Raw genomic sequence first — 23,724 nt, forward strand, 5'->3', positions numbered from 1 at the left:
ATGAGGAGTAAATATGAATAAACTTGCCATATTCCTCGTTTTATTTGCAATTATAATTTCTGGTTGTAATCAACAACAAGCCGAGATTTCTGTTCTTCCTGAAAGGGTTGAGGGCTCAGAAGAGTTTGTTGAAAATGGTGGTCCTGGTATTACAGAAGCGACCTATACCGATGAACAAGGCAAAGCGTGGAACATAGCTTCAAACAAAGTAAGTGTTCCTATTCAGGAAGATTGCGAGGAACCTGATGTCGCTTTAGAACAAGATGTACCACTGTTACTACCACAAGAAAATTTGGTAGCAACAACTGTAGCAGTAACTACTTATCAAAATCAATTGTTTGTCGCTACAACAGAAAAACCAGATGTACGTTTTAAAACCGAAGTATTTATCCCTAAAAATCCTCCTAAAATTCGTTTAGAAAAATCAACGGATCAGGATGTTCTTTGTTGTAATGATCAACTTACCTTCCGTATAAAATACATTAACGAAGGTGGTGATGATGCTTACAACATTAAGATAACAGATTTAGTGCCAAGTAACGTAGAGTACTTAGAAGATTCTGTAGGTACAGAGCCGTTTATTGGTGATATCTATATTGATCGTGATTTTGAAGATCGAGCAAAGAAAATTACATGGCTTATCGAAGGACCTGTACCTCCTGGAGGTGAAGGTGAAGTTCACTTTACAGTTACTTGTAAACGTAAACGTCCAAAGCTTACATGTGTGGTTTGCTTAGATCCTGAAACTATAGTTGTTGGTGATGAAGCCTTTGTGGTTTGTAACATACTAAACCAAGGTGATGGAGTTGCGACAGGAGCAAAATTAATTCTTTCGCTACCACCTGAGTTTGAATATGTAGAAAATCCAGCTCAAAGAGAATTAGAGTTTGATCTTGGCGACATAGGCCCTCAAGAAACTGCCACAAAACAATTCAAAGTAAAAATGATTAGTGACGGTAAGTTGGAAGAAATCATTTCAACTGTAGTTATTGATAATGGTGAAGGATGTCAATGCGCATTACCACCAACAGCTTCTCTAACTATACAAAAAACAGGTCCTTATCAACTAACTAATAGTAAACCAATGGAACACACCATTGTTGTAAGAAACACAAGTTCTACTGTTTCAGCAACAGAGTGTATTTTAGTTGATACTTTACCGCAAGGTATAAAGTTTGAAGAAGCAAGTAATAACGGGCAATATGATGCTACGAGTAATACTGTTACTTGGAACTTAGGTACTTTAGCTCCAGGAACCGCAGAAACTCGTACAGTTACTGTTATTCCACTTCGTTCAGGAAATTTTACTGACAATGCTCAGGTGAGTTGTGCAGAAGGCATTACCGTTAAAGATGATGCTACCACTATCGTAAAAGGTCACGCGGCGATGCACATCTCTAAATACGACTCTGACGATCCTGTTGCTGTTGGCGAAACTACCACTTATACTATAGAAGTACGCAACGAGGGTTTTGAGGATGCAACAGGTATTATTCTTGAAAACGAGATACCTGAGCTTACAGAATTTGTAAGCGCAAGTGCAGAAGATCCGTACAACAAACAAGAAATTCCTTACAACATTGAAGGTCAAAAAGTTATATTTAACAAGTTGCCTTTATTATCTTCAGGTGACAAAGTTATTTTTAATGTAACAGTGCGTGTTTCAACAAAAGGTCAGTTACTAAATCGCACAAGTTTACGTTATGATCAATTTGACAGAACTCTTATCGTTGAAGAACCAACCTCAACTTACGAATAATATAGTTTGATGGAGAATTTTCTCCATCAAATTTCAAGGTCTTCGACATCTTAGATTTGCTACTTTGTTTGTCGTTTCTAAACATAGTTTAGAATAAAAACTCCATTGAGAGAAAGGAGTAGGGCTGTTTTAGCCTAAAACTATTATGAAAGCCAGTCTTGCTGAAATAAAAGAAATTGCTCAGCGCTTGGATACCGCTGCAGTACAGTGGATGAACGCTGGTCCTCCTGAAAGTATTCAAAGCAAGTTGAATGAAGCAAGAGAATCGCTTAAAAGGGGAGAAGAATTAGCTGATGCTCCTTTGCGTATTGCGGTTGTAGGAGAATTTAACAGTGGGAAAACATTGTTACTTAACTCCTTACTAGATGCCACTGATTTATTTCCTTGTTTGTTAAAACCAACGACAGGAAATGTATTAGAAGCTCGCGTTCACTTAATTCGCGAAGAAAGAGCACCATCTATTCGCAGTGCATCTGTGAATTTCTTCAATCAATTTGAAATAGAAAAAGTACTTAATTACTTTGTCAAAAACCTGCGATCTCATAGTTTAGAAGGTGTCCCTGCTGAAGTCACCATGCGCAACTTAGATGAGCTTGAACAATTTATTTTGCGAAAATACGGAGAAGTTCGTTCTGTGACTCCAAAATATGCAATGATATCTGCACTTGAATTTATTGTTGCAGTAAAATCATGGCGCGAAATTGTTGATCGCGAAGAACGCATGAATGTAAATCTGCCAATGGATTTGATCAACAAAGTTTTGACTTTAGATTCTCGACCTGATTTAAACAAGGGAATTCAAGCTATTCATCAAGAACTAAAGCAAAGTCAAGAAAAAGCTAAAGGTGGCGGAGGCATTGATAAAATTACTTCTACTAATGTTAGAGCAGTATTTCCAGTAATACGTCGTGTAGAAGTAGACGTTGACGCATGGTGTGCTCCTTTTGGCGTATCAAACCCTGAAGACCACAATACCATTGCTTTCCTAGACTTCCCAGGTTTAGGAGCTGAAAGCAGTAATGCTCGTGATGAATATCTTTGTGTATCAGAAATTGAACACGCGCACGCTGTACTTTTGGTATTCAACGGTTCTAACCCTGGTACTTCTGGTGCTTCTGTTATGGCGACTCTTTTTCAGAGAGTTGGAAAACTAACTAGTGAAAGAACTCTTATTGCTGTGAATCGTTTTGATGAGTTCCATCCACTTCCAACAGGAAAAACAGCCTCTGAGTACTATTCAGCCGCCGAACAAGGAACAACAGTGGGTTTTCAAAGTGTTTTAATGCCTGCTAAAAACGCATTGAGTACCGCAGGGGGTAAACCAAATCTTTATGTTTGCTCAGCACTTTGTTATTTGTTTGATGAAAAATCAAAAAGACCAAGTTGGAATTTTGGTACTAGCAAATGGTTTAATGATAATAAACGTCAAGCAGCATATACATTATACAAAAGGTCACAAGAAGACTTTAACACTATTATTGGTCAAGTAAACAAATCGAGAAGTAATACCAATGACATGAATATCATGAAAGCTGGTTTAGAGCGTTATCTTGACGGTGCTGGTGTACCATCTCTAAGAAGCGATTTAGTTAAATTCACTATGGATCGTGGAGAAAAATTAATAAGAGAAGATGCAATGCGCGAAATCCGTGCTGCGCAAAAAATTCTTGATGAAATTGCTCCGTCTGGCTCTGGTACAGATAAAGGTGTTAATGCAGAAGTAAGTTTTTCAGCGCAAGAATTTTATCGTGTGCTTGAACTTGCTGTAGCTGATACTCTACCAAGTGGTCCGAGTGACTATAAAAAATTAAAAATGCGTGTAAAAGAAGAAGATGTAACTCTTTGGGATTTAATTGAGTCAGAAATAGCGGCAAGTGTAACTTGTTGGCCAGAATGGTTTGCTATTTTAAATCAAAGTTCTGCAAATAAGCCGAATAGATCTTCTAAACCTCAGAGAAGTTTTGGACGTTATAAACACTTAAAGAAAAGTGGTGCAGAAGTTCCAACAGAGTTTAGTGCTTTCGACGAACGTTTCCAAAACACTGCAGAAGAACTAACCAATTATACTCTTGAGTGTATAGATGAAGCCATTCGTTATAGCTTGCAAAGATTTGAAAACCATCCTGACTACAGAGCAGCAATTGACCACTTACAAGGAATGGTAGATTGTTCGCGTCTTCCACAAATGGAAGAAGCACTTCCACTTCTTGATGTGTGGAATCCTTCAGAATTAGCAGAAGGAGAAGATGGGCTTATTTCATTGACTCGCGAGAGAATAGAAGATGAGGTAGAAGCTTTAAGAACGATGTCATATCCTTACGATGGTAGTAAACCATGTCATTGGAATTTAGCTTTGATTATTCGTATTCAAGTACAGTTGATGAAGACATATCGCGACAGACTTTCAAGACTTGTCGCTGCTTCAGAGAATAACTTTCAAGACTTCTTCTGTAATGAAGTTCTACGTGCTGAAATCTTACCATTGGTACGCAGCAGCTTAAACAATCCAGATTTCTTAGGAGACGTGGCCACAATGGAACCAGGAAGTACTTGGGAAAATGTTGGTCAAGTTGTAAGAAGCGCAGTGGATGATTATAAAACTAAGCACTCTGCTCCTGTTAAAGGTTTTGTTCCTGCAAAACAACAAGACATTCCTGATGAGCCACCTGGCGAATCTAGATCAGGCACAACAGCGGCAGCAGCAACCGTTGCAACAGCAGCGGCGGCAACAGCAGCAGCAGCAACAATGGATGAACCACAAGATGAGCCTCTAGAAGATACAGCAATGGAAGAACCAACGCAAGACGCGGGTGAAATCATTGATGAGGAAGAATTCGAAGAGTGGTAAAATACTTTTCTCTTTAATACATTCATAGAATAAGGCTTCCAAAAGGAAGCCTTATTTTGTTAGGTATAAAAATGTCCAAACAAATTACATTTCACCCTCTTCAAGAATATGTCGCGATAGATCCGCTTAAGCATGAGGGATATCTTAGGTATGTTCTACTATCACCTGAACATATCAAGAAAAGTGAAATAACTATTAAATTTGCTTTCCCTAGTAGTTGGCACCGCGAAACGCCTCACATAAGGCACATAGCTAAAGACGTACTTATCCAGGTTCTTGATATAGCTAATTTTGATATTGAGTACAAAGATAATCATCTGGAAATAGTTGTACCAATCCGTCGATTAAAAAATGACTCTGTCCTACAGGGGTACAATCCTTTTGAAATCCAATTAGCTGTAAAAATCCAAAGAGCAAACGAAACTCATAGTTTTCAAATAAAAGCAAGGCAAGTACTTATTTTAGAAGTACTGCCTGATGATTTACAATTAGAAAACAGTAACAATTTTCTCGTAGAAGAAGATTTTTCTGACGATCCTTTTTATAGTGGATTAGAAGAAGAAAGCCCAGAAATTAAAGAAAATATACCTTATTCGGGAATAATTTCTGTTGATTTTGGAACAACAAACTCTGTTATCGTAGTACGAGATCCTCATTTTGCAGCAGAAGAAATAGGCAAGGATTTAAGCCGTGATCAATGGTCAGCACTTAGTAAATGGGTGAACAATTGGCTAATCGAGCATCTTTCGATGATCACACCAAGTGAAACAGATTTATTTTTAGAAAAGCTTTCACAACAAACAGCAAATATGGAGCTTCCTCCTTGCGGAAGTTTATCAATTGATATATGGGAAGAGCTAGAAAAAACAAATCTTGAAACCTACCAAGAATATATAAGCAATGTGATTATTGAACTAGCAAATTGCGATATTGATTCGCAACTTTTACAAAATGCGTCTTATGAATTACTATGTGGCTTAGAGAAGGTTATTTATTCGAAAACTTTACAGTCGCAGCGTTATTTTATTCTTGAATTGGACGCAAATGCTGGTGCAAAACCGATTCCAAGTACAATACAAATTATTTCTGCTCCACAAAACCCAGACAAAATTAATAGTGATACAGAAATTGAAATGGGTGTGCGTGTTAGTTTACTTATGCGTAGTGCTACACTAGGAGACGCTGATATACGTCAGTTTGCTCTATCAGTGAAAAGATATTTTGGGCGAGATGAATACATTGATCTTTTTCCAAGCGAAGCTGCTTCTACGGCAACAAGTTTTAATGCTGACACACTCTGCCTTTTAGCCTATAGAAAGTTACTAGAAAGAGCAATAAACGATATTCAAAAAAAATCCCAAAAAAATCAATTTTCTCACGCAGATATACCCCACACTATAGTTGCAACTTTTCCAACAACATACCCTGCTTCATTGCGGCGTAAGTTAAGAGATTTATTGTACGAGCTAGATATTCACGATGTTGATACCCGTTTCGATGAAGGCTCTGCTTCACTTCTCTACTATATCTGGCACGAAGTTTGTGCAGATCCAGTTTGTGGGATGGAAGGACTTATGTCACGGTGCCGTGTAGATAGGCACAACCGTCCTTACCAAAATATTTTACTGTATGATCTTGGAGGCGGTACAACAGATATTGCTCTTATTCAGTTGATATATGAAGAATTACCTATTTTTGAGCCTATGGATAAGACGGCTACTAGTGGCGGAAGCTATTTTCGGATAACTCCAAGGCTACTTGGTTCTACCGGGCATTCGTTTATTGGCGGTGATTTGATAACACTATGGTTATTTCGACTACTGAAAACAAAAGTAGCGGATAAGGTCTTGTCGGTAATAACAGATAAAAAAATTGACCCTCCTCCTGGCACAAAAATGTCGTCGTTGCTCGCCGATTTAGATGAACGTTTTCTAGAAGAAGATGATCGCAATCTTTATCGTAAAGAAAGTTTACTCGAATGGACATATGCACCTCAGGAGAATATAAAACAGTACGAGGTTCTTAACGATACAATTATTGATGTTGTGGTTCCTACGCGTTACAAAAGTGAACCAGAAAAAACATCTACGTTTTTTACTTTATGGCATATGACAGAGGAAGCAAAAAAGAATTTAGGAATGCCAAGTTCTACTCATCCAGGAAGTAGTTTAGGGCATGAATGGCCGCAAAAAATAATGTTAGATAGTTTACAGTTATATAACATGGTTATATTTCTCCATCCGTGGCTTGAAAATTGTGATGTAGAAGCTAGCGATTTTAATTTAGAAGTAACACAGGAAGAATTATGCAAATTTGCAAAAGGTCCAGTAAGTGACTCTTTACATTTAGCAATGAATTTAGCAAAGGCGCGTTTAAAAGTTGAAAATATAAACGATAAAGTCGATCGTTTAATTCTTTCGGGATTGTCGTGTAACCTAAAAATAGTTCAAGAAGAAACAAAGAGCATTTTTAGACAATCAGAAGGCGTATTTAACTTTAATATTGCTAATGTTTTTTTTGACCAGGAATTAGCAAAAACTTCTGTGGCGATGGGTGCTTGTGTTGGTCGCTATCTTGAATCTATGCGTTTGGATCCTACAAGTGAAAAAACAAGACAAATGTTGCGTTCGGGATATGATCAAATAGAGTTGGTTGTTGAAAATTTATTTACGCATCTTGCGTGTCGTCTTGTTTATGATTCCCTTGTAGCAATGGTTGTTATGTTTGATTATGGTCAAGAGCTTAACAAACGTTCTTATATTGATAACAAACCCGTTGCACGGACAGATATGGATAGTTTACGTCCTGTCCAAGAAAAACTTTGGATATACCGTGTTGATTTTGATGGTGCTAATCCTTTATTTTTGGGTTTGATTAACGCTGAAGCAATTGCAATGAATCACGACTTCTCCGATTTTCGCAAATTTCGCGAGCACTATCTCGTTGGTTTCGAAGCAGATGCAGAATTATTCGTACGTGGTTTTTTTATCCCTCGTGGACCAAAAAACATTGTTGCGCAAAATTATATTGTTCCTGAACCAGAGAGCAAAGAGACAAGTAGAATCATAGCTATTGACAATAACGCAACTATCCATTTAACACACAGCGTTAGCAGCCAAGAGTTATTTAAACGCAAAGCAGTCCTTGAAAAAGGACAAAAAATGATAGATACTATAGAATATCCAAACGGTGAAAAGAAGAAATGCGTAATTAGCAAACCACTTGCCGTTCGCGAAATGTATGATTTTTATATAGAAGGCTTGGATCTAGAAAATAAAGAACCACAATTAATGGCACATTTTCATCTACCAAATCGCGATGTAGATGAAGTACACCTTTGTTGTGATGAAACAGGGAGAGTTATACTGCTCTATTCGTTTAAATACGATATACGAATTTGGGGAGACATCGATTATGTTCCGCAAAAAATAGATTCTCAGTATGATCCTTTTTGTGGGCAACACTAGAACGTGTCCTGTAGGTAATTCGTTTTGTTAGGAACTGTTAGCAAAGTAGCCACAGCTACTGGCATTCACTTTGAGGAGTTATCCGTGACATCTAAATCATCTTTACAAAATCTTTTGAACATATTAGTCAATACTCCTGAGGCTGAAAAAGGAGCCTTGGTATACGCAATATTAAAGTCTTTAAGGGAAGCATGTAACATGTTTGATCAAAGTGCTCTGAAAGAAAAGCAGGCCGCGAAGGAGCTGCGTGATGGGCTTGATAAAATGTTATCTGCTAATGCGTCTTTGGACGCTGATGAAGAATGGGAAGAAGAATTTGCCGATAGCAGCATGGATGTAAATCTCGATGATGAAAAATCTACTACTTTTGTTTCATCTGAGTCAAAAATATCAATACCTGAAGAAGATTTAGACACTCCACGAGGAAAAATTCGCGCAAATATTAATAACTGGAATAGAACAAATGCTGCTTGGCTAAAATTACCAAATATTGATCCTAATAAGTCTGATCAAGTTGTACATTTTGTTAAGGCAGTGGCAGCAATACGCGCTAACATAAAATGTAATCCTGGCGATAGCACAGAGTATATTGAAAAACTCGATAATTTTTGGTCGACAGCGAAAGATTTATTTGCGCAAATAGATTACTTTATCACATCTGAGTTTGGAACTATTTCAGATCCAATAGGTGAAATAATCTACACCTGTCGCAATCGCATAACAGAGAGAACCGCAGAATTGTTATGCCCAGGTATCGATTACAAAGGAGAAACATTACTAAAACCAACATGTTTGTGCATTTTACCTGTCGACGCTGAATATCCAATGGGACACGTAAACCAAGACTTGGCTAGTCATTGGCGAGGTATTTTTGGTGAAATTGATTTGTTAATAAAGCATGTACAAATGCAGCGCGATGTTTCCGCCGCAATTGAAGGTGTTAATAAAAATAAGGTTGAAAGTATTCGTGATTCTCGAAGTGCTGTCCTTGCAGAGTTAAAAAGACGAGCAGATGTTCTACGCGCAACTATAAACAAGAAAGATGAAACTATCTACCGATTAGCTACTGACTATTGGCGAGTAGAGGAATGTTTTTGGTCTATTTTCCACGATGATGATCGCCCAAGTGGCTATTCTTATTTTGATCGATTACGTAATCGCATTCAGGCATGGAGGACAACTTTACGCCGCATAGTGAAGTTTAATATACGTGATTTTTCTTGTGGAAGTGATACTTTAGCATCAGTAAACAAGTACATTGGTAATATGATTCTTTCACCTCAAAAAAACATAGCTCCAGGAACAGTAATTAGAGAATTGCGTCCAGCAATTATCGTGAACGTTCAGTCAACTTCACGTATGTTAAAAGGTAGAGTCATTGCAACATAGATTGTATAAATGTAATAAAGCAGGAGTGAAAAATTGTTAAAAGTAGCTGTAATTGGCGTTGGACATCTTGGCAAAGCGCACGCGCGAATCTATCATGAGTTGCCAGAAGTTGAATTAATTGCTGTAGTGGATACGAATGAAGAAAACCGTACGGCAATTGCTAAAAAATATAATACGCAAGCGTTTGAGAATTACCATGATATACTTGGCAAAGTAGATGCTGTTTCTGTTGTTACACCAACAACTTCTCATTATGACGTTTGTCGTAGTTTTTTAGAAAACAACGTCCACGTTTTAGTTGAAAAACCAATAACTACAGATATAGATAAAGCAGAAAAGCTAGTTGAACTGTCTTGCGAAAAAAATATTAAATTACAGGTAGGTCACATCGAGAGATTTAACCCTATAGTAATGGAAATTGCAAAGAGAAAATTAAAACCTATTTACATTGAAACAGTTCGTTCTAGCCCTTTTCGATTTCGTTCTGGAGACATAGGAGTTACTCTTGATCTCATGATACATGATATCGATATTATTCGTTCTTTAGTTGATGCGAAAGTAAAAAAAGTAGATGCTGTTGGTATAAATTTGTTAGGTGAAAAAGAAGATATCGCCAATGCAAGAATTCAATTTGAAAATGGCTGTGTTGCTAATATAAATGTTAGTAGAGCGTCTTTCAAGCCTATGCGAAAAATGCAGATGTTTTGCTCTGATAGTTATGTATCTATAGACTATCAGTTAATGAAAGGAACTATTTATCGCAAACCAAAAGAAGTAGATTTAGTAAAGCTAAACTATCAACAAACACCACCAAAAGATTTCTTAGGAGTTCCTTTTGAAGAATTCTTTTTTGATAAGGTATTACAAACAGAACAAGTTTCTACAACAAAACATGAACCATTGTATAAAGAGTTAGAAAGTTTTGTTGAGTGTATACGCGAAAACAAAAAACCACAAGTTAGTGGTGAAGATGGGGTTGAAGCTTTACGGATAGCTAAAATAGTGTGCGATGATATCAACGAAAATTTACAGTTAATACGAGAGAATTTGAATAAGGAGTGTGGCGAAAAATAATTTACCATCTTATGTATGAATTTGGTATATTTTTTACGGCACTCTCATTAAGGAAAGTAGAATTTCTACTTTAGTAGCCTATGCAATTAATAGAAAAAACTAAGATAATGAACGATGTTGAAATTAACCAGGTACTCAATAGACTGGCAGCAGAAATAATAGAACAGTCTCAACAAGATATAATACTTGTTGGAATTCATCGTAGAGGAGTTCCCTTAGCCGCGCGTCTTTTGCAAAAAATACAAAACCTTGGCGGTACAAGCACGCAAATGGCAACTATCGACATTTCTTTTTACCAAGACGATCTAACTCAAGTAGCAGAACAACCTATATTTAAAGAATTTCAAGGCCCCGAATTTAGCAATAAAGATATTGTTTTAATTGACGATGTTATTTATTCTGGTAGAACAGTTTTAACTGCTATTAATGAAATAATGAACAAAGGATTACCCAATAAAATTAGGTTAGCAGTCCTGGTGGATCGCGGACATCATCGCTTCCCAATACAAGCAGATTATGCGGGAAAGTTAGTTCCTACGAGAAAAAGTGAACATATAAAAGTTATGTTAAAGGAAATTGATGGTGAAGATAAAGTCCTTATTATGGAAGTGGAAAACGATGAATAAAGTTACTGTGTGCGTTGTATGTTCAGGTAATATTTGTAGATCTCCTTTTGTAGAATACGTTCTTAGAAAAGAAGTCGGTAATAGTTATGCTATCTTTTCTGCAGGTTTACTTGGAATTTATGATCAACCAGCATATGAAGTTTGTGTTGCCCTTGCGCCTAGATTTGGTATACATTTAGAATCTCACAAATCGCAAGGTGTTACTGGGGAAAATACACAGAAGTGTGACTATATAATTGCAATGACCAAAATGCATCTAAAGGGATTAAGCGTTTATTTACCAAAAAGAAGACCATATTTACTAAGTGAATTTTTGGATGCAGATAAAACTTACGATCTTGGAAGTTTAGGTAAGGTGAGACAAGGAGATGATATTCCTGATCCAATGGGGCAAAATGCAGCAGTAGTTGAGCCTGTTCTCAAATTATTAAAAGAAGCGACTACGAGGTTTATTGAGCAACTACAAAATGATACACTACCCGAATAAAAATTAGCTCAGCAGGAACTTCACCCTCCTAATTCTAAATACAATTCCTTAAGTCAAATTCAAAATAGAGAATTATTGTCGTTCGCGATAAATACGAAGCAAGGTATTCTATCGATAGAAATAAAGACTAGGAGGGCTCAGGCTCAGCCCTCCTAATTCTAAATACAGTAGTAATTTAACAACTATGCGATTTCTCTTTGGGCTAGTATATTTAATACTTTTAGCGCTATTATGAATTTTTTAAGCCAATAGTAGTTGAACTTCGCCCTCCTTGTTGAACTTTAAGGTTAGATATAAAGTTGCGAAACATTTACTTTCTCTAGTAACTTTTTAGGATTGACAATTCCATACCCGTAAAATCTATCGCGACCAACAACGCCAGCGTCATCAGCAGTACGAAGTAAGTGCTCACGAATACGATCTGGAGTATCAATAGGTGTGTTGTTACTATCGCTATTTTTGTGTTTAGAAATGAGCAAAGCAAGTACGCCTGTAATAAAAGGTGTTGCCATACTTGTTCCTGAAAGAATAGCATACTGATTGTTTAAGTGGGTGGAGTAAATATCTTGTCCTGGTGCTGCAATATCTAGTTCATCTCCATCAGATGAAAACCAACTTCTTTCAAGGTGCTTATCAATAGCACCTACACAAATCACCTCTTCATACCGCCCAGGATAATCAATGTCATTATCATCATAGGTGTCGCCATCGTTACCGGCAGCAGCAACAATGGTGATATTTTTAGCGTGTGCCTTTTTTATAGCATCATGAAGTACTGGACTATCGTAATTACTTCCCAAAGACATAGAAATAATGTCCATTTCATTTTCAATTGCCCAGTCAATTCCTTTCGCGATCATTTCGTAGCTACCTGATCCATTATCACCTAATACTTTTACAGCATAAACACTTGCTTTAGGTGCTACGCCGACGACTCCGTAAGCATTGTCTGTTGCAGCAACAATTCCAGCAACATGTGTTCCATGTCCGGCACGGTCCTCATAATCACCTTCATCATCTGAAGTAAAATTTGCACCGCCTTTTAAATTTTCGGTTAAATCGGGATGCTTTATACAACCGGTGTCTAAAATGGCAACTTTAACACCTTCTCCTTTAGTTTCTTTCCAGACATCGTAAACGTTTAGAGTTTTTAAACCCCAGTCGATTACTTGTTCTTTCTTATCTCCAGACCATTTTACTTCATTTACTTTTAATTTTAATGTTGTCATTTTATACCTTCCTGCTTAAGAAGAAGCACCCATAGATTATTGGATGCAATATTAGCCACATTATTTGTTGATTCTCAGAGTGTCCCTAAGGTTTTATGGCTTTAAAAGTCTATTAAAATTCGCGAAATCGTATGAAATTCTTGTTTCTATTAGTAAGTGAGGGTAATTTGCGAATAAAGGATTTTGGGATAGGTTGTTCAAAACTTGATGAGGGTTTCGTAGTCGAAACTCCTCATCAATTTTAAGTGACTATTTACGCACAATAGTCTGTATTTTTTTCTCTACACGATTGATAAAAGGTACGTTTTCCAAGCGTATAGTTGGTGCATTTGGAACAGAGAATGTAAGTGTTCCAGATAGCAGCAGTGCATATTCAAAAATATCATCAATGGACTTTTGTACTTGTAAGTCAATTACAGGATATTCTCTTACATCACCAAATAAACCGTGTTTATGATAAATACGGCTGGATTCTATTACCCAACGATTCCACAAGAAATTTGCTAATATTCCCATAACAACCATTAGAAAAAGAATTGCTGATATCATGCAATAGAACATTGTTGATGCATTTACCTTGTCAAAAAGGACATCAAAGAAATCCTTCATTGGCGCAATGATTCCCCATTTACTATTTGCCCATAAGAGACCAAATATCGTTGCGATAATTACCATCGCTAGTGCCATCGCTTTTACCCCAGGAAAATCAAAGGCAATAATAAGGATGTTTACTAGAAATACAATTATAAACATTGTACCAGCAACTTTATTAGGATCACTACCGTTAGAGGCTTCCATAATTGCGCATATAATACACACAATCATTAGTGGGTAGAAAAAAACAATTTTAGGTAAGGGAACTACTGTATGACGTAATTTTCGTGCCGGTGTTGAACCAGCACTGCCTTTTGTGTCAGCCATATTCCTTATCACCTTTCTAATATATAGATAAAGATTAATCGTTAAAACTTCAAAATATTTTTAAAAATAAATATCTTCACTTTTAAAAACACTCTGAGCAAATGTTTAGTATTCTATTATTTTTTGCTACTAATGTCAATTTTTGTTCATTTTATACATTTTATACTGGAAGTTTTGTCTAAAATTTCGTACAAAATCCGTATGAAAGTACTAGGCCGTATATAAAACCGTAGTGGAGTGCATAAAATGCAAGAAAACATAGAAATTACAGGTGCTAGAGAACATAATTTACAAAATGTAAGCGTTTCATTTCCACGATATACAATGACCGTTGTTACAGGTGTTTCTGGCTCAGGAAAATCATCTTTAGTTCACGATACTTTATTCAAAGAAGGGCAGCGGCGGTTTATTGAGTCACTTTCGCCGTATGCAAGGCAATTTTTAGGGCAAATGCAAAAACCGAAAGTTGACCAAATAGAAGGACTTTCACCAACTATCTGTATCGACCAAAAGCGTCGTGGACGAAGTGCACGTTCTACGGTTGGAACCATTACTGAAATATACGATCATTTGCGATTATTGTTTGCTCGTTTAGGAATTCCTCATTGTCCTTCTTGTAATTCTAAGATCGTTACGCAAACGCCAGATCAGATAGCTCGCTACCTCTTAGCTAATTTCTCTGAAAAAAAGATAAATGTTCTTGCGCCAATGTTTATTGATCGTAAGGGAGAATATCGCAAAGAATTAGAAAAATGGCGCATCGACGGATTTGTTCGTATCCGTATAGATGGAAAAATATTTCGACTAGACGAAGAAATTCAATTGCAACGTTATGAAAAACATACATTGGAATTGGTGATTGATCGTTTGAAAGTAGAAGAAAAAGAACGTGGTCGAATTCATGAAAGCATTGAACAAGCAATCAATATAACTGGTGGTTTAGTCGCTGTCGATAGTGAAGATGAAGTATACCAAATGCATTCTGTACATCTTTCTTGTCCGAGTTGTGGTATTAGTATTCCCGAGATGGAGCCACGTTTATTTTCTTTTAATAACGCTCAGGGGGCTTGCTCCGATTGCAATGGAAAAGGAATTAAGGAATCTTTTGAATTAAATCTTCTTGTTCCAGATGAAGATCTTTCCATTGAAGATGGGGCTATTAAATGTATAAAAAAAGATGGACAAATATTGTTTTCTAATTATGGTTTAGATGAAATAAAAACTCTTGCCAAAATTCGTAAAATTTCTTTGAAGAAAAAATGGAAAAAACTTCCTAAAAATTTTATAGAAGAGCTACTTTACGGAGTACGTATTAAAAAGAAATTACATTTCCCTGGCATTATTCCTATATTACAAAAAATCTACAGTAAATGGAATCTTTATCAATTGCGTCGTTTTATAAGCGCAAAGACTTGTGAAGATTGTTCAGGAAGTCGCTTGCGCAAAGAAGCGCTATCTATTTTCTTTCGCGATAGAAATATTTTTGATTTAGTGACAATGACAGTTAATGACTTACAAAGTTTTTTACAAGGTATAAAACTTCGAAAGGCGGAAACTCTCATTGGCAAGGAAATCTTTAAAGAACTCAAACTTCGTCTAGCTTTTTTAAATCAAGTAGGTTTAGGTTACTTAACTTTGCAGCGTACGGCAAATACTCTCTCTGGTGGAGAAATGCAGAGAATAAGGCTTGCGCGTCAATTAGGCTCTGGTCTTCAAGGTGTCTTGTATATATTAGATGAACCATCTATTGGTCTTCATCCTCGCGATAATGTTCAACTACTGCAAGCCTTAAAGCAACTTCGAAATGCAGGAAATTCGCTTGTGGTGATAGAGCACGATGAAGAGACAATGAATTATAGTGATCATATAATTGATATAGGCCCTGGCGCAGGTAGTGAAGGTGGAAGGTTAGTAGCGCAAGGACGTGTAAAAGATATAAAAGCAAATAAAGAGTCGATTACGGGCCAATATTTAACAAAAGCACAGTGTATCCCTGTTCCAAAAAAGCGAAGAGCAACAACTGAAAAATGGCTAAAAATAATTGGGGCAACGGAGCATAATCTAAAAAATATCGATGTCGAAATTCCTTTGGAAATTTTAGCTATTGTAACAGGTGTTTCTGGGAGTGGTAAATCAACATTGATTGACGATATTCTTAAAAAATCTCTCTCTTATCATCTAAACGGTAGTAGTAAAGCTCCAGGAAAACATAAAAAAATCGAAGGTATTGAGCACATTGACAAGGTGATTGAAGTAGATCAGTCGCCTATTGGTAGAACTCCGCGTAGTAATCCAGCAACATACACCAAAGTATTTGATGAAATTCGCAACCTATTTAGTATGCTTCCTGAATCCAAGACACGCGGATATCAGTCAGGGCGTTTTTCATTTAATGTTAGTGGCGGGAGATGCGAAGAATGTAAAGGAGCTGGTGTTAAAGAGATCGAAATGCAATTTTTGTCTAATGTTTTCATAGAATGCGAATTTTGTGAAGGTCGTCGTTTTAATACTGAAACTTTGCAAGTAAAGTATAGAGAAAAAAATATATATGAAGTTTTAGAAATGCCTATATCCACAGCGGCAGATTTTTTTGCTAACCAACCTAAAATTTCGAAAACACTCAATATTTTGCGTGATGTTGGTCTTGGTTATCTCAAATTAGGACAGCCCTCACCAACGTTATCGGGAGGGGAAGCTCAACGTATAAAACTGGTACGCGAATTACGCCGGACTGACACTGGAAAAACTCTATATATTCTCGATGAACCAACAACAGGGCTACATTTTTTTGATATCGAAAATCTTCTATCTGCTATACAAAAATTGGTAGATAAGGGAAATTCAGTGGTAGTCATTGAACATAACCTTGATATTATTAAAGTTGCTGATTATATCATTGATTTAGGACCTGAAGGAGGTGAAGGAGGAGGTGAAGTTGTATGTTGCGGAACGCCTGAAAAAATAATGCGAAGTAAAAAATCGTATACAGGACAAGCTCTTAAAGGATTTCTCCAGCCACAACCACAAAAACAAAAACCGCGCACAAAAGTAAAACCTCGCGATATAAAAATATTTGGCGCTATGAAAAATAACTTAAAAAATATTGATGTGTGTTTTCCTAAAGATAAAATGACGGTTGTTACCGGTGTTTCTGGAAGTGGCAAAACATCTTTAGTTTTTGATACGTTGTTTGCAGAAGGGCAACGAGCTTTTTTAGAATCACTATCTACATACGCAAGACGCTTTTTAGGTCGCCTTGATCACGGGTTTGTCGACTCTATTGAAGGTTTAGCTCCTGCTATTGCCATTGATCAAAAAAATGCTTCGCGTAACCCACGATCTACAGTCGCGACGATGACGGAGATCTACGATTATTTGCGAATTCTTTATTCGCGAGTGGGAATAGCTCATTGTCCCGAATGCGATACAAAACTTGAATCATATACTTCTAGTACTGGCGCCGCGCATGTGGTCAAAAATTGGTTGAACCACAAAGGAATGATACTTGCTCCTTTATATATACCCAGTGCAAATAAATACTATAAACTCAGCAGCCCTGCTCATTTGAAAAACTACAAAAAAAATCTTATTGAGAAAGGCTTTTCTCGTATTGTTATCGGTGGAAAAATTTATCGCTTAGATGAAAAATTTCCTGCAAATAAACGCACGCCTATCCATTTAGTTATAGATCGCGTTCACGTAAAGAAAAATGCGCAAAATCGTATTGCTGAAGCAATGGAGACAGCATTTGATATTGGTGAAAGTGTTGCTTTTTTCTATAGCGAAGATGAGTCGTTACAAGCTTACAGTACAATGCCAGCTTGTATTTCATGTGATTATTATCAACTCGATGAACTACATCCTCGCTATTTCTCGTTTAATCATTATCTTGGAGGATGTGCAGAGTGCGATGGATTAGGCTATTACGATAGTATTGAAGAAGAATGTGTGGAATGCGACGGTAAGAGACTCAGTCCGCGTAGTTTAGCTGTTTATGTTGATAAAAAATCAATATATGATTTTTGCGAACTTAAAATATCAGAAGCCCAACAATTTATTCGCAACATAAATCTCAATAAAACGCAGTTGGTTATTGCAAGGGATGTACTAAAAGAAATTCAAAATCGCTTAAAATTTCTCATTGACGTTGGTTTAGAATACTTAAATCTTAGTCGTAGAGCAAATACGCTGTCTGGTGGTGAAGCCCAAAGAATAAGACTTGCGTCGCAAATTGGTAATTCTCTAGTAGGGGTTCTTTACATACTAGACGAACCAACGATAGGTTTACATCCAAGAGACACAGCAAGACTACTCTCCACTCTGAAAAAAATAGTTACTTTGGGAAATACTGTTGTGATGGTTGAACATGACAAACAATGTATGCAAAGCGCTAACCATATTATTGATATGGGGCCTGGAGCTGGTCATCTTGGTGGCGAAGTTGTGGCAACTGGAACTGTCAAAAAATTAATGAATAATAGTGACTCTCTAACAGGTAAATATTTACAAAATGCCATTACAATAGAATCACAAAAACGCAAGAAGCCGAAAAAGCACATCAATATAAAGAAAGCTTGTTTGCATAATCTGAAAAACATTGATGTCAAGTTACCAGTAGAGAGATTTTCAGTTATCACTGGTGTTTCTGGAAGCGGTAAATCAACTTTAGTGATTGATCTATTACAAAAAGCTTTACAAAAAGATTGGACCCAGGATACTGTCAAAGGCGGAAAAAACAAAGGGTTTACATCAATATCTGGTTTGAAAGATATTGATGCGCTTACTGTAATTGATCAGTCCCCTATTGGACGTTCTCCGAAGTCGAACCCAGCGACATATTCTGGTATATTTAACCATATACGAAAATTTTATGCACAATTAGCAGGATCAAAAACCAGAGGATTTACTCCTTCGCGTTTTTCTTTTAATCGCCCCGGAGGAAGATGTGAGGCTTGCGAAGGTAAGGGATCTATTCTGATACATATGCATTTCTTGTCTGATGTGTGGATTACTTGTGAATCCTGCAAAGGACAACGTTATACGGAAGAAACTCTTAGTGTTCTCTACCAAGGAAAAAATATCTCTCAAGTTTTAGAGATGGATGTTAAACTTGCTCTCGATTTTTTTAAAGCGCATCGCCTTATTGCAAAAAAATTACAAGTTTTGTATGATGTAGGCTTGGGGTATATGAAACTGGGACAACCAGTAACGACTCTTTCTGGTGGGGAAGCACAAAGAATGAAGCTTGCTGCTGAGTTATCTACCAGTAGCAAAATGCGTACCCTGTATTTACTAGATGAGCCAACAACAGGACTACACTTTGCCGATGTTGAAAAATTAATAGGCGTATTACAAAATCTTGTAGATGTTGGTAACACTGTTGTTGTTATTGAGCATAATTTGGACGTAATTGCCGCTGCTGATTGGATTGTAGATTTAGGTCCAGAAGGTGGAGAACACGGTGGTGAAATAGTTTTTAGCGGTTTACCTACAGATATTGTAAAGCAAAAAAACAGTCATACCGGTCGGTGTTTGAAAGAGCATTTGCAAAACCTTACAAAATAAAGGATCAAAAATGTCGAGTGAAATGTTGACTTTTCAGTGTACGAATTGCCCTAACAGAGTGCATGTGAAAAAAAGCGCTAATCCAATAGGAAAGGCGCTGAAATGTAAACAATGTAAGAATGTAATACATCTTCGTAGGGATAATCTTTGCACTAAAGTGTCAATATTACAGTTCATTTGTCCTAAATGCAAGCGCACAATACCGGTTCGCGGTGGTAAGGAAGTTTATGGAAAAAAACTTCCTTGTCGCGGTTGTAATCATGTTTTTGTTTTAAGAGATCCTAATCGTAAGGAACTTCCTAAGGAACCAAAAGCAAAGACCCAAAAATTGCAACGTCAACAAAAAAAAGACAAAAAAAGCTTCGGCCCTTATGCACATCTTGAATTTGTGGGACGTGGCGGAATGGGTGAAGTGTATAAAGTTCGCGAACCAGAGTTAGGCACTGATGTGGCATTAAAAATTCTTCCTAAAGCTTTTGATGATATGGAAGAAAAACAACAACGTTTTCTACGTGAAGCTCACCTGGCGATGAAACTAAAACATCCAAACATAGTACAAGTCCATAAAGTAGGCAATATAGAAGACCAACATTATTTCACTATGGAGTTTATTGATGGTGCAGAATTAAATACGGTTATAAAAGACAAAAAGATTGCCTTAGCCACAATGTTACAAATTTTTATAAAAGTATGTTACGCTATCGAACATGCTCACGAACAAAATTTGATACACCGTGATTTAAAATCTGAGAATATAATGTTAACAAAGCAGGGTGAGCCAAAAGTAATGGACTTCGGCTTAGCAAAACCAACTGAAGATAATCAACGCTTGACGGCGGCAGGAGTTATCCTCGGGACAATTACTCACATGTCACCAGAGCAAGCAATGGGTCGTACAGATGAATTAGACCGTCGTACCGATGTTTATTCATTAGGGGTAATTTTATACAATATTTTAGCCGGACAACTCCCTTTTCAACCAGGTCCAATCTATAAGATGTTGGAACAGATAATGAAAATCCCTCCTATTGCTCCTCACGAAATTAACCCTGAAATTTCAAAAAAGCTTTCTGGGGTTTGCTTGAAAGCATTAGAGAAAGAAAAAGAACAGCGTTTTCAAAAGGCAGAAGAGCTAGGTAAAGCTGTAGAAAAAATTACTTTGTAGGTGGTTTGGGAATTTCATCTAAATTGTAATTTGGATAATTTAGGTTGTTGTTAAGTGAGAGGATTTTCATGTTAAATTACTTAGCCGATAGTGTTCTTTGTGGTTTCAAAAAATGCCAACTTTCTGACAGTACTAAGTTTATTTCTACTATATCAGGGAAGATAAGAGTATATGACACAGAGTCACCTAAGAAAGTTATTATTATTGTTCCTGATGGTCCTTGCGTTGTCGAGCACTATTTTGAATTAATCGAATTGCTAAAGCCTTATTTTCGAGTAGTTTGTTTTGATATGCCTGGCTTTGGTTTTTCATACCCATCTTGGAAATATAATTTTAGTTTTGCAAAGACAACGAAAGTTTTAGCTTCTTTATTTGATGCTTTACGCATCGAAAAAGCAAGCTTAGCTTTTTCTTGTGCGAACGGTTTCTTTGCTATGGATTTTGCAGAAAAATACCCTAAGAAGGTGTCTCACTTGATTTTAAGTCAGACACCTTCGTTAAGTGCGATGGGACATTGGACTCAAAGAATTATACCGCGCTCCATTCAAACACCTATAGTCGGGCAAATGATTTTAGCTGCAAAAACGAAAAAAATTGCTCAGCGCTGGTTTGACATAGCTCTTCCTCGTGAAAATGTCGATAAAGCTTTTTTTGTTGATCGAGCAAACAAAGCCTTTACTAAAGGAGCTTGTTTTTGTTTAGCTAGCATTGTTCAAGGATTAAATAAAGAAAAAGGTAATATTTTCAATATAGAGATACCAAGTATTGCATTTTATGGAACAAAAGACTTTTCCCATAAGCACACAGATTTTACTTCTATTCGTCAGCATATTCCTTCGTGCGAATTAATTTCCGTAGAATGTGGGCATTTTCCAGATTTGGAAAAACCTGACTTTTTTGGTGAACATATTCTTGAGTTTGTGAATAAATCAGGTATATAACTTGACATTGTTAATGTTGGCACGCCCTATAGAAAATAATACTCTTAACGATTTTTGAGTTCTTTAATTGTCTTGAAAAAGTCAACTTTACATTTTTGTAATGAGTTCTCGGAAATCAAGTTACCATTTACCATTGTTGCGAAAATAGCACTAACATCACAAGAGTATATAATGGTTGATAATAAACGTTCTTTTGATGTAGGTGCTATTAATGGATGAGAACTATCGATAATCACTGCATCTAGAGGTTGCCCAATGGCAAAAAAATCTTTTACGTCGTTACCCATTGCTTTGCGTCCACTGATAATACTTTCTTTAAAAGCTAGTTCTCCACTATCCTCACCTTCTTTATTACACAAAATATTGCGTTTTTGCCAGTGCAATCGTTGTCCGTAGTCAAGTATACGCAGCTCTTCCATTGGATTTAAACCAATATGACTATCGGTGCCAATACTCCAGCGCCCACCTTGTTTCCAAAAGTCGCGGAGTGAAAATAAACCATCACCAAGATTACCTTCTGTAGAAGGACACAAGACTACTTGGGCCTTCGATTTACAAATACCGGAGATTTCTTGCGAATTTAAATGCGTTGCGTGAACAAGGTGATAGTTTTCGTTTATATCGGTGTTGTTTAACAGCCACTCTACTGGTCGTTGGCCGAAATAGGCTATACACGAATCCACTTCTTTTTGTTGCTCGGAGACGTGAATATGTCGAGGAATATTTTTGGGTATTTGCGATAACATTGAGATAATATCTTTATCGCAAACAGCACGCAAAGAATGAATACCTGCACCAATGTTTGCTCCGCAGTAAGACTTACATGCTTCTTGGCTTTTTTCATAGAGAGCGAGATAATCTTCTACCGTTTTTGATAAAAAGCGGCGCTGACGCTTGCTAGCTGGTTTTCCAAAATCTCCCATTTGATAAAAAATAGGCACCAATGTTATTTTTATTCCTACCTCTTTGGCTGCTGTTATTAACTGTGTACCCATCTCGGCAAGATTAGTATATGGTTCACCATTTGTATCATGGTGGACATAATGAAACTCTGTTACCGAAGTATAACCATGTCGTAGCATTTCGCTATACAACATAGTAGCAATGGCACGAACGTTCTCAGGGGTCACATTCAAAGCCAAATTATACATTGCCTCGCGCCAACTCCAGAAATCATCAGTCAGTGCCCCTTTTGGTAGATGTTCTGCTGTGCCAGCCATTGCATATTGAAAAGCATGTGAGTGGGCATTTTGGTATCCTGGAAGTGCTATACCTTTAATTGTGTGAAATTCACCTTGATGTTGAGAATCAATGCTTTTTATTACTCCATTGTTGTCAACAGAGACAAAAGCGGGTGTTATCCAAGTGTTGTTCTGTAACAGTGCATCAAATTTCCACGTTTTCATGAGGACACCATTTCTATTAAAGTACTAAACATTTTTTGTAATAGACCACGCATATTATTGGCTCGTTGTTCATCGTAGTTGATTTCAGCATCATCCATATAGTTTACCTTGGTCATTTCTAACTGCAAAGCGTGGACGCCATTCTTTGGGTCTCCAAAACTTCGTGTAAGCGCTCCTCCTTTAAAAGGACTATTGTGTTGCACTGTGTAATTGGAACTCTGTAAAACGTTTAGCGTAGCGGCTATAAAACGCGCATCTGCGGTTTTACCATCTTGGTTACCAAGTATAAGGTCAGGGAATGCATCTTTACGAATAGTTGGAACTAGACGGCGAATGGAATGTGCATCGAAAAAAATGACATTGTGTTGCTGTTGACGTAATTCACCTAAAAGTTGGCGAATTTTGTTGTGATATGGCAAGTAATATTGATGTAGACGTCGTTCGATTTCTTGGTGATCAGGGCCACTACCAGTGTACAATTTCTCTCCAAGAAAATTCTTGGTTGGTGTTAGTTCGGTGATAATACGACCATCATTGTAGAGAGCTGTATTTTTAGGATCGCGATTGAGATCAATAACCCAACGACTATATTTTGCACATATCATGGTAATTCCGATTTGTGGAGCAAAATCATAGAGTTTGTCTACAAACCAGTCTGTATCATCAAGAAGCTGTAATTGTTTCGGAACATAGAGACCTCGCAGCTCATCTGGTATTGAAGTTCCGCTATGGGGAACACTAACAACAATTGGAACAGGTTTTACTTTGGGTTTTATGATGATAAAAGGCTCCATAGAGACTCCTGGGTAATTGAAATTTGAGTAGAGTGAAAGCTAAAGGTTGCGAT

At 37.0% G+C, this 23,724-nt stretch carries 14 protein-coding genes; 10 read left to right on the forward strand and 4 right to left on the reverse strand.

Annotated features, from left to right (window positions below):
- The first annotated feature begins 13 nt into the window (after window positions 1-13).
- The 7 genes from UABHE_RS04155 (at window position 14) to UABHE_RS04185 (ending at window position 11,650) form a co-directional block, all read left to right on the forward strand.
- On the forward strand, window positions 14-1,759 hold the full coding sequence (locus UABHE_RS04155) for a hypothetical protein (RefSeq protein WP_372368968.1): 1,746 nt from the start codon (window positions 14-16) through the stop codon (window positions 1,757-1,759).
- A 145-nt stretch (window positions 1,760-1,904) separates the two neighbouring features.
- Complete coding sequence (locus UABHE_RS04160) at window positions 1,905-4,607, forward strand: hypothetical protein (RefSeq protein WP_372368969.1); 2,703 nt, start codon at window positions 1,905-1,907, stop codon at window positions 4,605-4,607.
- A 71-nt stretch (window positions 4,608-4,678) separates the two neighbouring features.
- A complete protein-coding gene (locus UABHE_RS04165) occupies window positions 4,679-8,074 on the forward strand; it encodes a hypothetical protein (RefSeq protein WP_372368970.1) in 3,396 nt (1,131 codons plus the stop codon).
- 84 nt (window positions 8,075-8,158) lie between these two features.
- A complete protein-coding gene (locus tag UABHE_RS04170) occupies window positions 8,159-9,463 on the forward strand; it encodes a hypothetical protein (protein ID WP_372368971.1) in 1,305 nt (434 codons plus the stop codon).
- 33 nt (window positions 9,464-9,496) lie between these two features.
- Window positions 9,497-10,537: a Gfo/Idh/MocA family oxidoreductase gene (locus UABHE_RS04175; RefSeq protein WP_372368972.1), complete on the forward strand. Its 1,041-nt coding sequence runs from the start codon at window positions 9,497-9,499 to the stop codon at window positions 10,535-10,537.
- 107 nt (window positions 10,538-10,644) lie between these two features.
- Entirely contained in the window at window positions 10,645-11,163 is a 519-nt protein-coding gene (gene pyrR / locus UABHE_RS04180) for a bifunctional pyr operon transcriptional regulator/uracil phosphoribosyltransferase PyrR (protein WP_372368973.1), read from the forward strand.
- Entirely contained in the window at window positions 11,117-11,650 is a 534-nt protein-coding gene (locus UABHE_RS04185; protein ID WP_372368974.1) for a hypothetical protein, read from the forward strand. The genes pyrR and UABHE_RS04185 overlap by 47 nt, the downstream gene beginning before the upstream one ends.
- Before the next feature lie 287 nt (window positions 11,651-11,937).
- Here the strand turns inward: UABHE_RS04185 and UABHE_RS04190 are convergent, their stop codons facing one another.
- Together UABHE_RS04190 and UABHE_RS04195 are read right to left on the reverse strand one after the other, a co-directional pair.
- Window positions 11,938-12,879 carry a S8 family peptidase gene (locus UABHE_RS04190; RefSeq protein ID WP_372368975.1) on the reverse strand — a complete coding sequence of 314 codons (942 nt, stop codon included), beginning with the start codon at window positions 12,877-12,879 and terminating at the stop codon, window positions 11,938-11,940.
- Between the two features lie 249 nt (window positions 12,880-13,128).
- A complete protein-coding gene (locus tag UABHE_RS04195; protein ID WP_372368976.1) occupies window positions 13,129-13,800 on the reverse strand; it encodes a hypothetical protein in 672 nt (223 codons plus the stop codon).
- 246 nt (window positions 13,801-14,046) lie between these two features.
- Between UABHE_RS04195 and uvrA the strand changes: the two genes are divergently transcribed.
- From uvrA to UABHE_RS04210, 3 genes are all read left to right on the forward strand, one after another.
- On the forward strand, window positions 14,047-19,365 hold the full coding sequence (uvrA, locus tag UABHE_RS04200; protein WP_372368977.1) for an excinuclease ABC subunit UvrA: 5,319 nt from the start codon (window positions 14,047-14,049) through the stop codon (window positions 19,363-19,365).
- Window positions 19,366-19,522: 157 nt separating this feature from the next.
- Window positions 19,523-20,530, forward strand: coding sequence for a serine/threonine protein kinase (locus UABHE_RS04205; RefSeq protein WP_372368978.1), 1,008 nt, complete (start codon window positions 19,523-19,525; stop codon window positions 20,528-20,530).
- A 68-nt stretch (window positions 20,531-20,598) separates the two neighbouring features.
- Entirely contained in the window at window positions 20,599-21,471 is an 873-nt protein-coding gene (locus UABHE_RS04210) for an alpha/beta fold hydrolase (protein WP_372368979.1), read from the forward strand.
- A 44-nt stretch (window positions 21,472-21,515) separates the two neighbouring features.
- Here the strand turns inward: UABHE_RS04210 and hutF are convergent, their stop codons facing one another.
- Together hutF and UABHE_RS04220 are read right to left on the reverse strand one after the other, a co-directional pair.
- Window positions 21,516-22,877: a formimidoylglutamate deiminase gene (hutF, locus tag UABHE_RS04215; protein ID WP_372368980.1), complete on the reverse strand. Its 1,362-nt coding sequence runs from the start codon at window positions 22,875-22,877 to the stop codon at window positions 21,516-21,518.
- Window positions 22,874-23,671, reverse strand: coding sequence for an N-formylglutamate amidohydrolase (locus UABHE_RS04220; RefSeq protein WP_372368981.1), 798 nt, complete (start codon window positions 23,669-23,671; stop codon window positions 22,874-22,876). The genes hutF and UABHE_RS04220 overlap by 4 nt, the downstream gene beginning before the upstream one ends.
- Window positions 23,672-23,724 lie beyond the last annotated feature (53 nt).

It is taken from the genome of Candidatus Uabimicrobium helgolandensis (genome assembly GCF_041508025.1).
Lineage (GTDB): Bacteria > Planctomycetota > Uabimicrobiia > Uabimicrobiales > Uabimicrobiaceae > Uabimicrobium > Uabimicrobium helgolandensis.

Bases quoted from the DNA above. Each gene is read 5' to 3' on its own strand.
- UABHE_RS04155 (WP_372368968.1), top strand. From the start codon at position 14: ATGAATAAACTTGCCATATTCCTCGTTTTATTTGCAATTATAATTTCT.
- UABHE_RS04160 (WP_372368969.1), top strand. From the start codon at position 1,905: ATGAAAGCCAGTCTTGCTGAAATAAAAGAAATTGCTCAGCGCTTGGAT.
- UABHE_RS04165 (WP_372368970.1), top strand. From the start codon at position 4,679: ATGTCCAAACAAATTACATTTCACCCTCTTCAAGAATATGTCGCGATA.
- pyrR (WP_372368973.1), top strand. From the start codon at position 10,645: ATGAACGATGTTGAAATTAACCAGGTACTCAATAGACTGGCAGCAGAA.
- UABHE_RS04185 (WP_372368974.1), top strand. From the start codon at position 11,117: ATGGTGAAGATAAAGTCCTTATTATGGAAGTGGAAAACGATGAATAAA.
- UABHE_RS04190 (WP_372368975.1), bottom strand. From the start codon at position 12,879: ATGACAACATTAAAATTAAAAGTAAATGAAGTAAAATGGTCTGGAGAT.
- UABHE_RS04195 (WP_372368976.1), bottom strand. From the start codon at position 13,800: ATGGCTGACACAAAAGGCAGTGCTGGTTCAACACCGGCACGAAAATTA.
- uvrA (WP_372368977.1), top strand. From the start codon at position 14,047: ATGCAAGAAAACATAGAAATTACAGGTGCTAGAGAACATAATTTACAA.
- UABHE_RS04210 (WP_372368979.1), top strand. From the start codon at position 20,599: ATGTTAAATTACTTAGCCGATAGTGTTCTTTGTGGTTTCAAAAAATGC.
- hutF (WP_372368980.1), bottom strand. From the start codon at position 22,877: ATGAAAACGTGGAAATTTGATGCACTGTTACAGAACAACACTTGGATA.
- UABHE_RS04220 (WP_372368981.1), bottom strand. From the start codon at position 23,671: ATGGAGCCTTTTATCATCATAAAACCCAAAGTAAAACCTGTTCCAATT.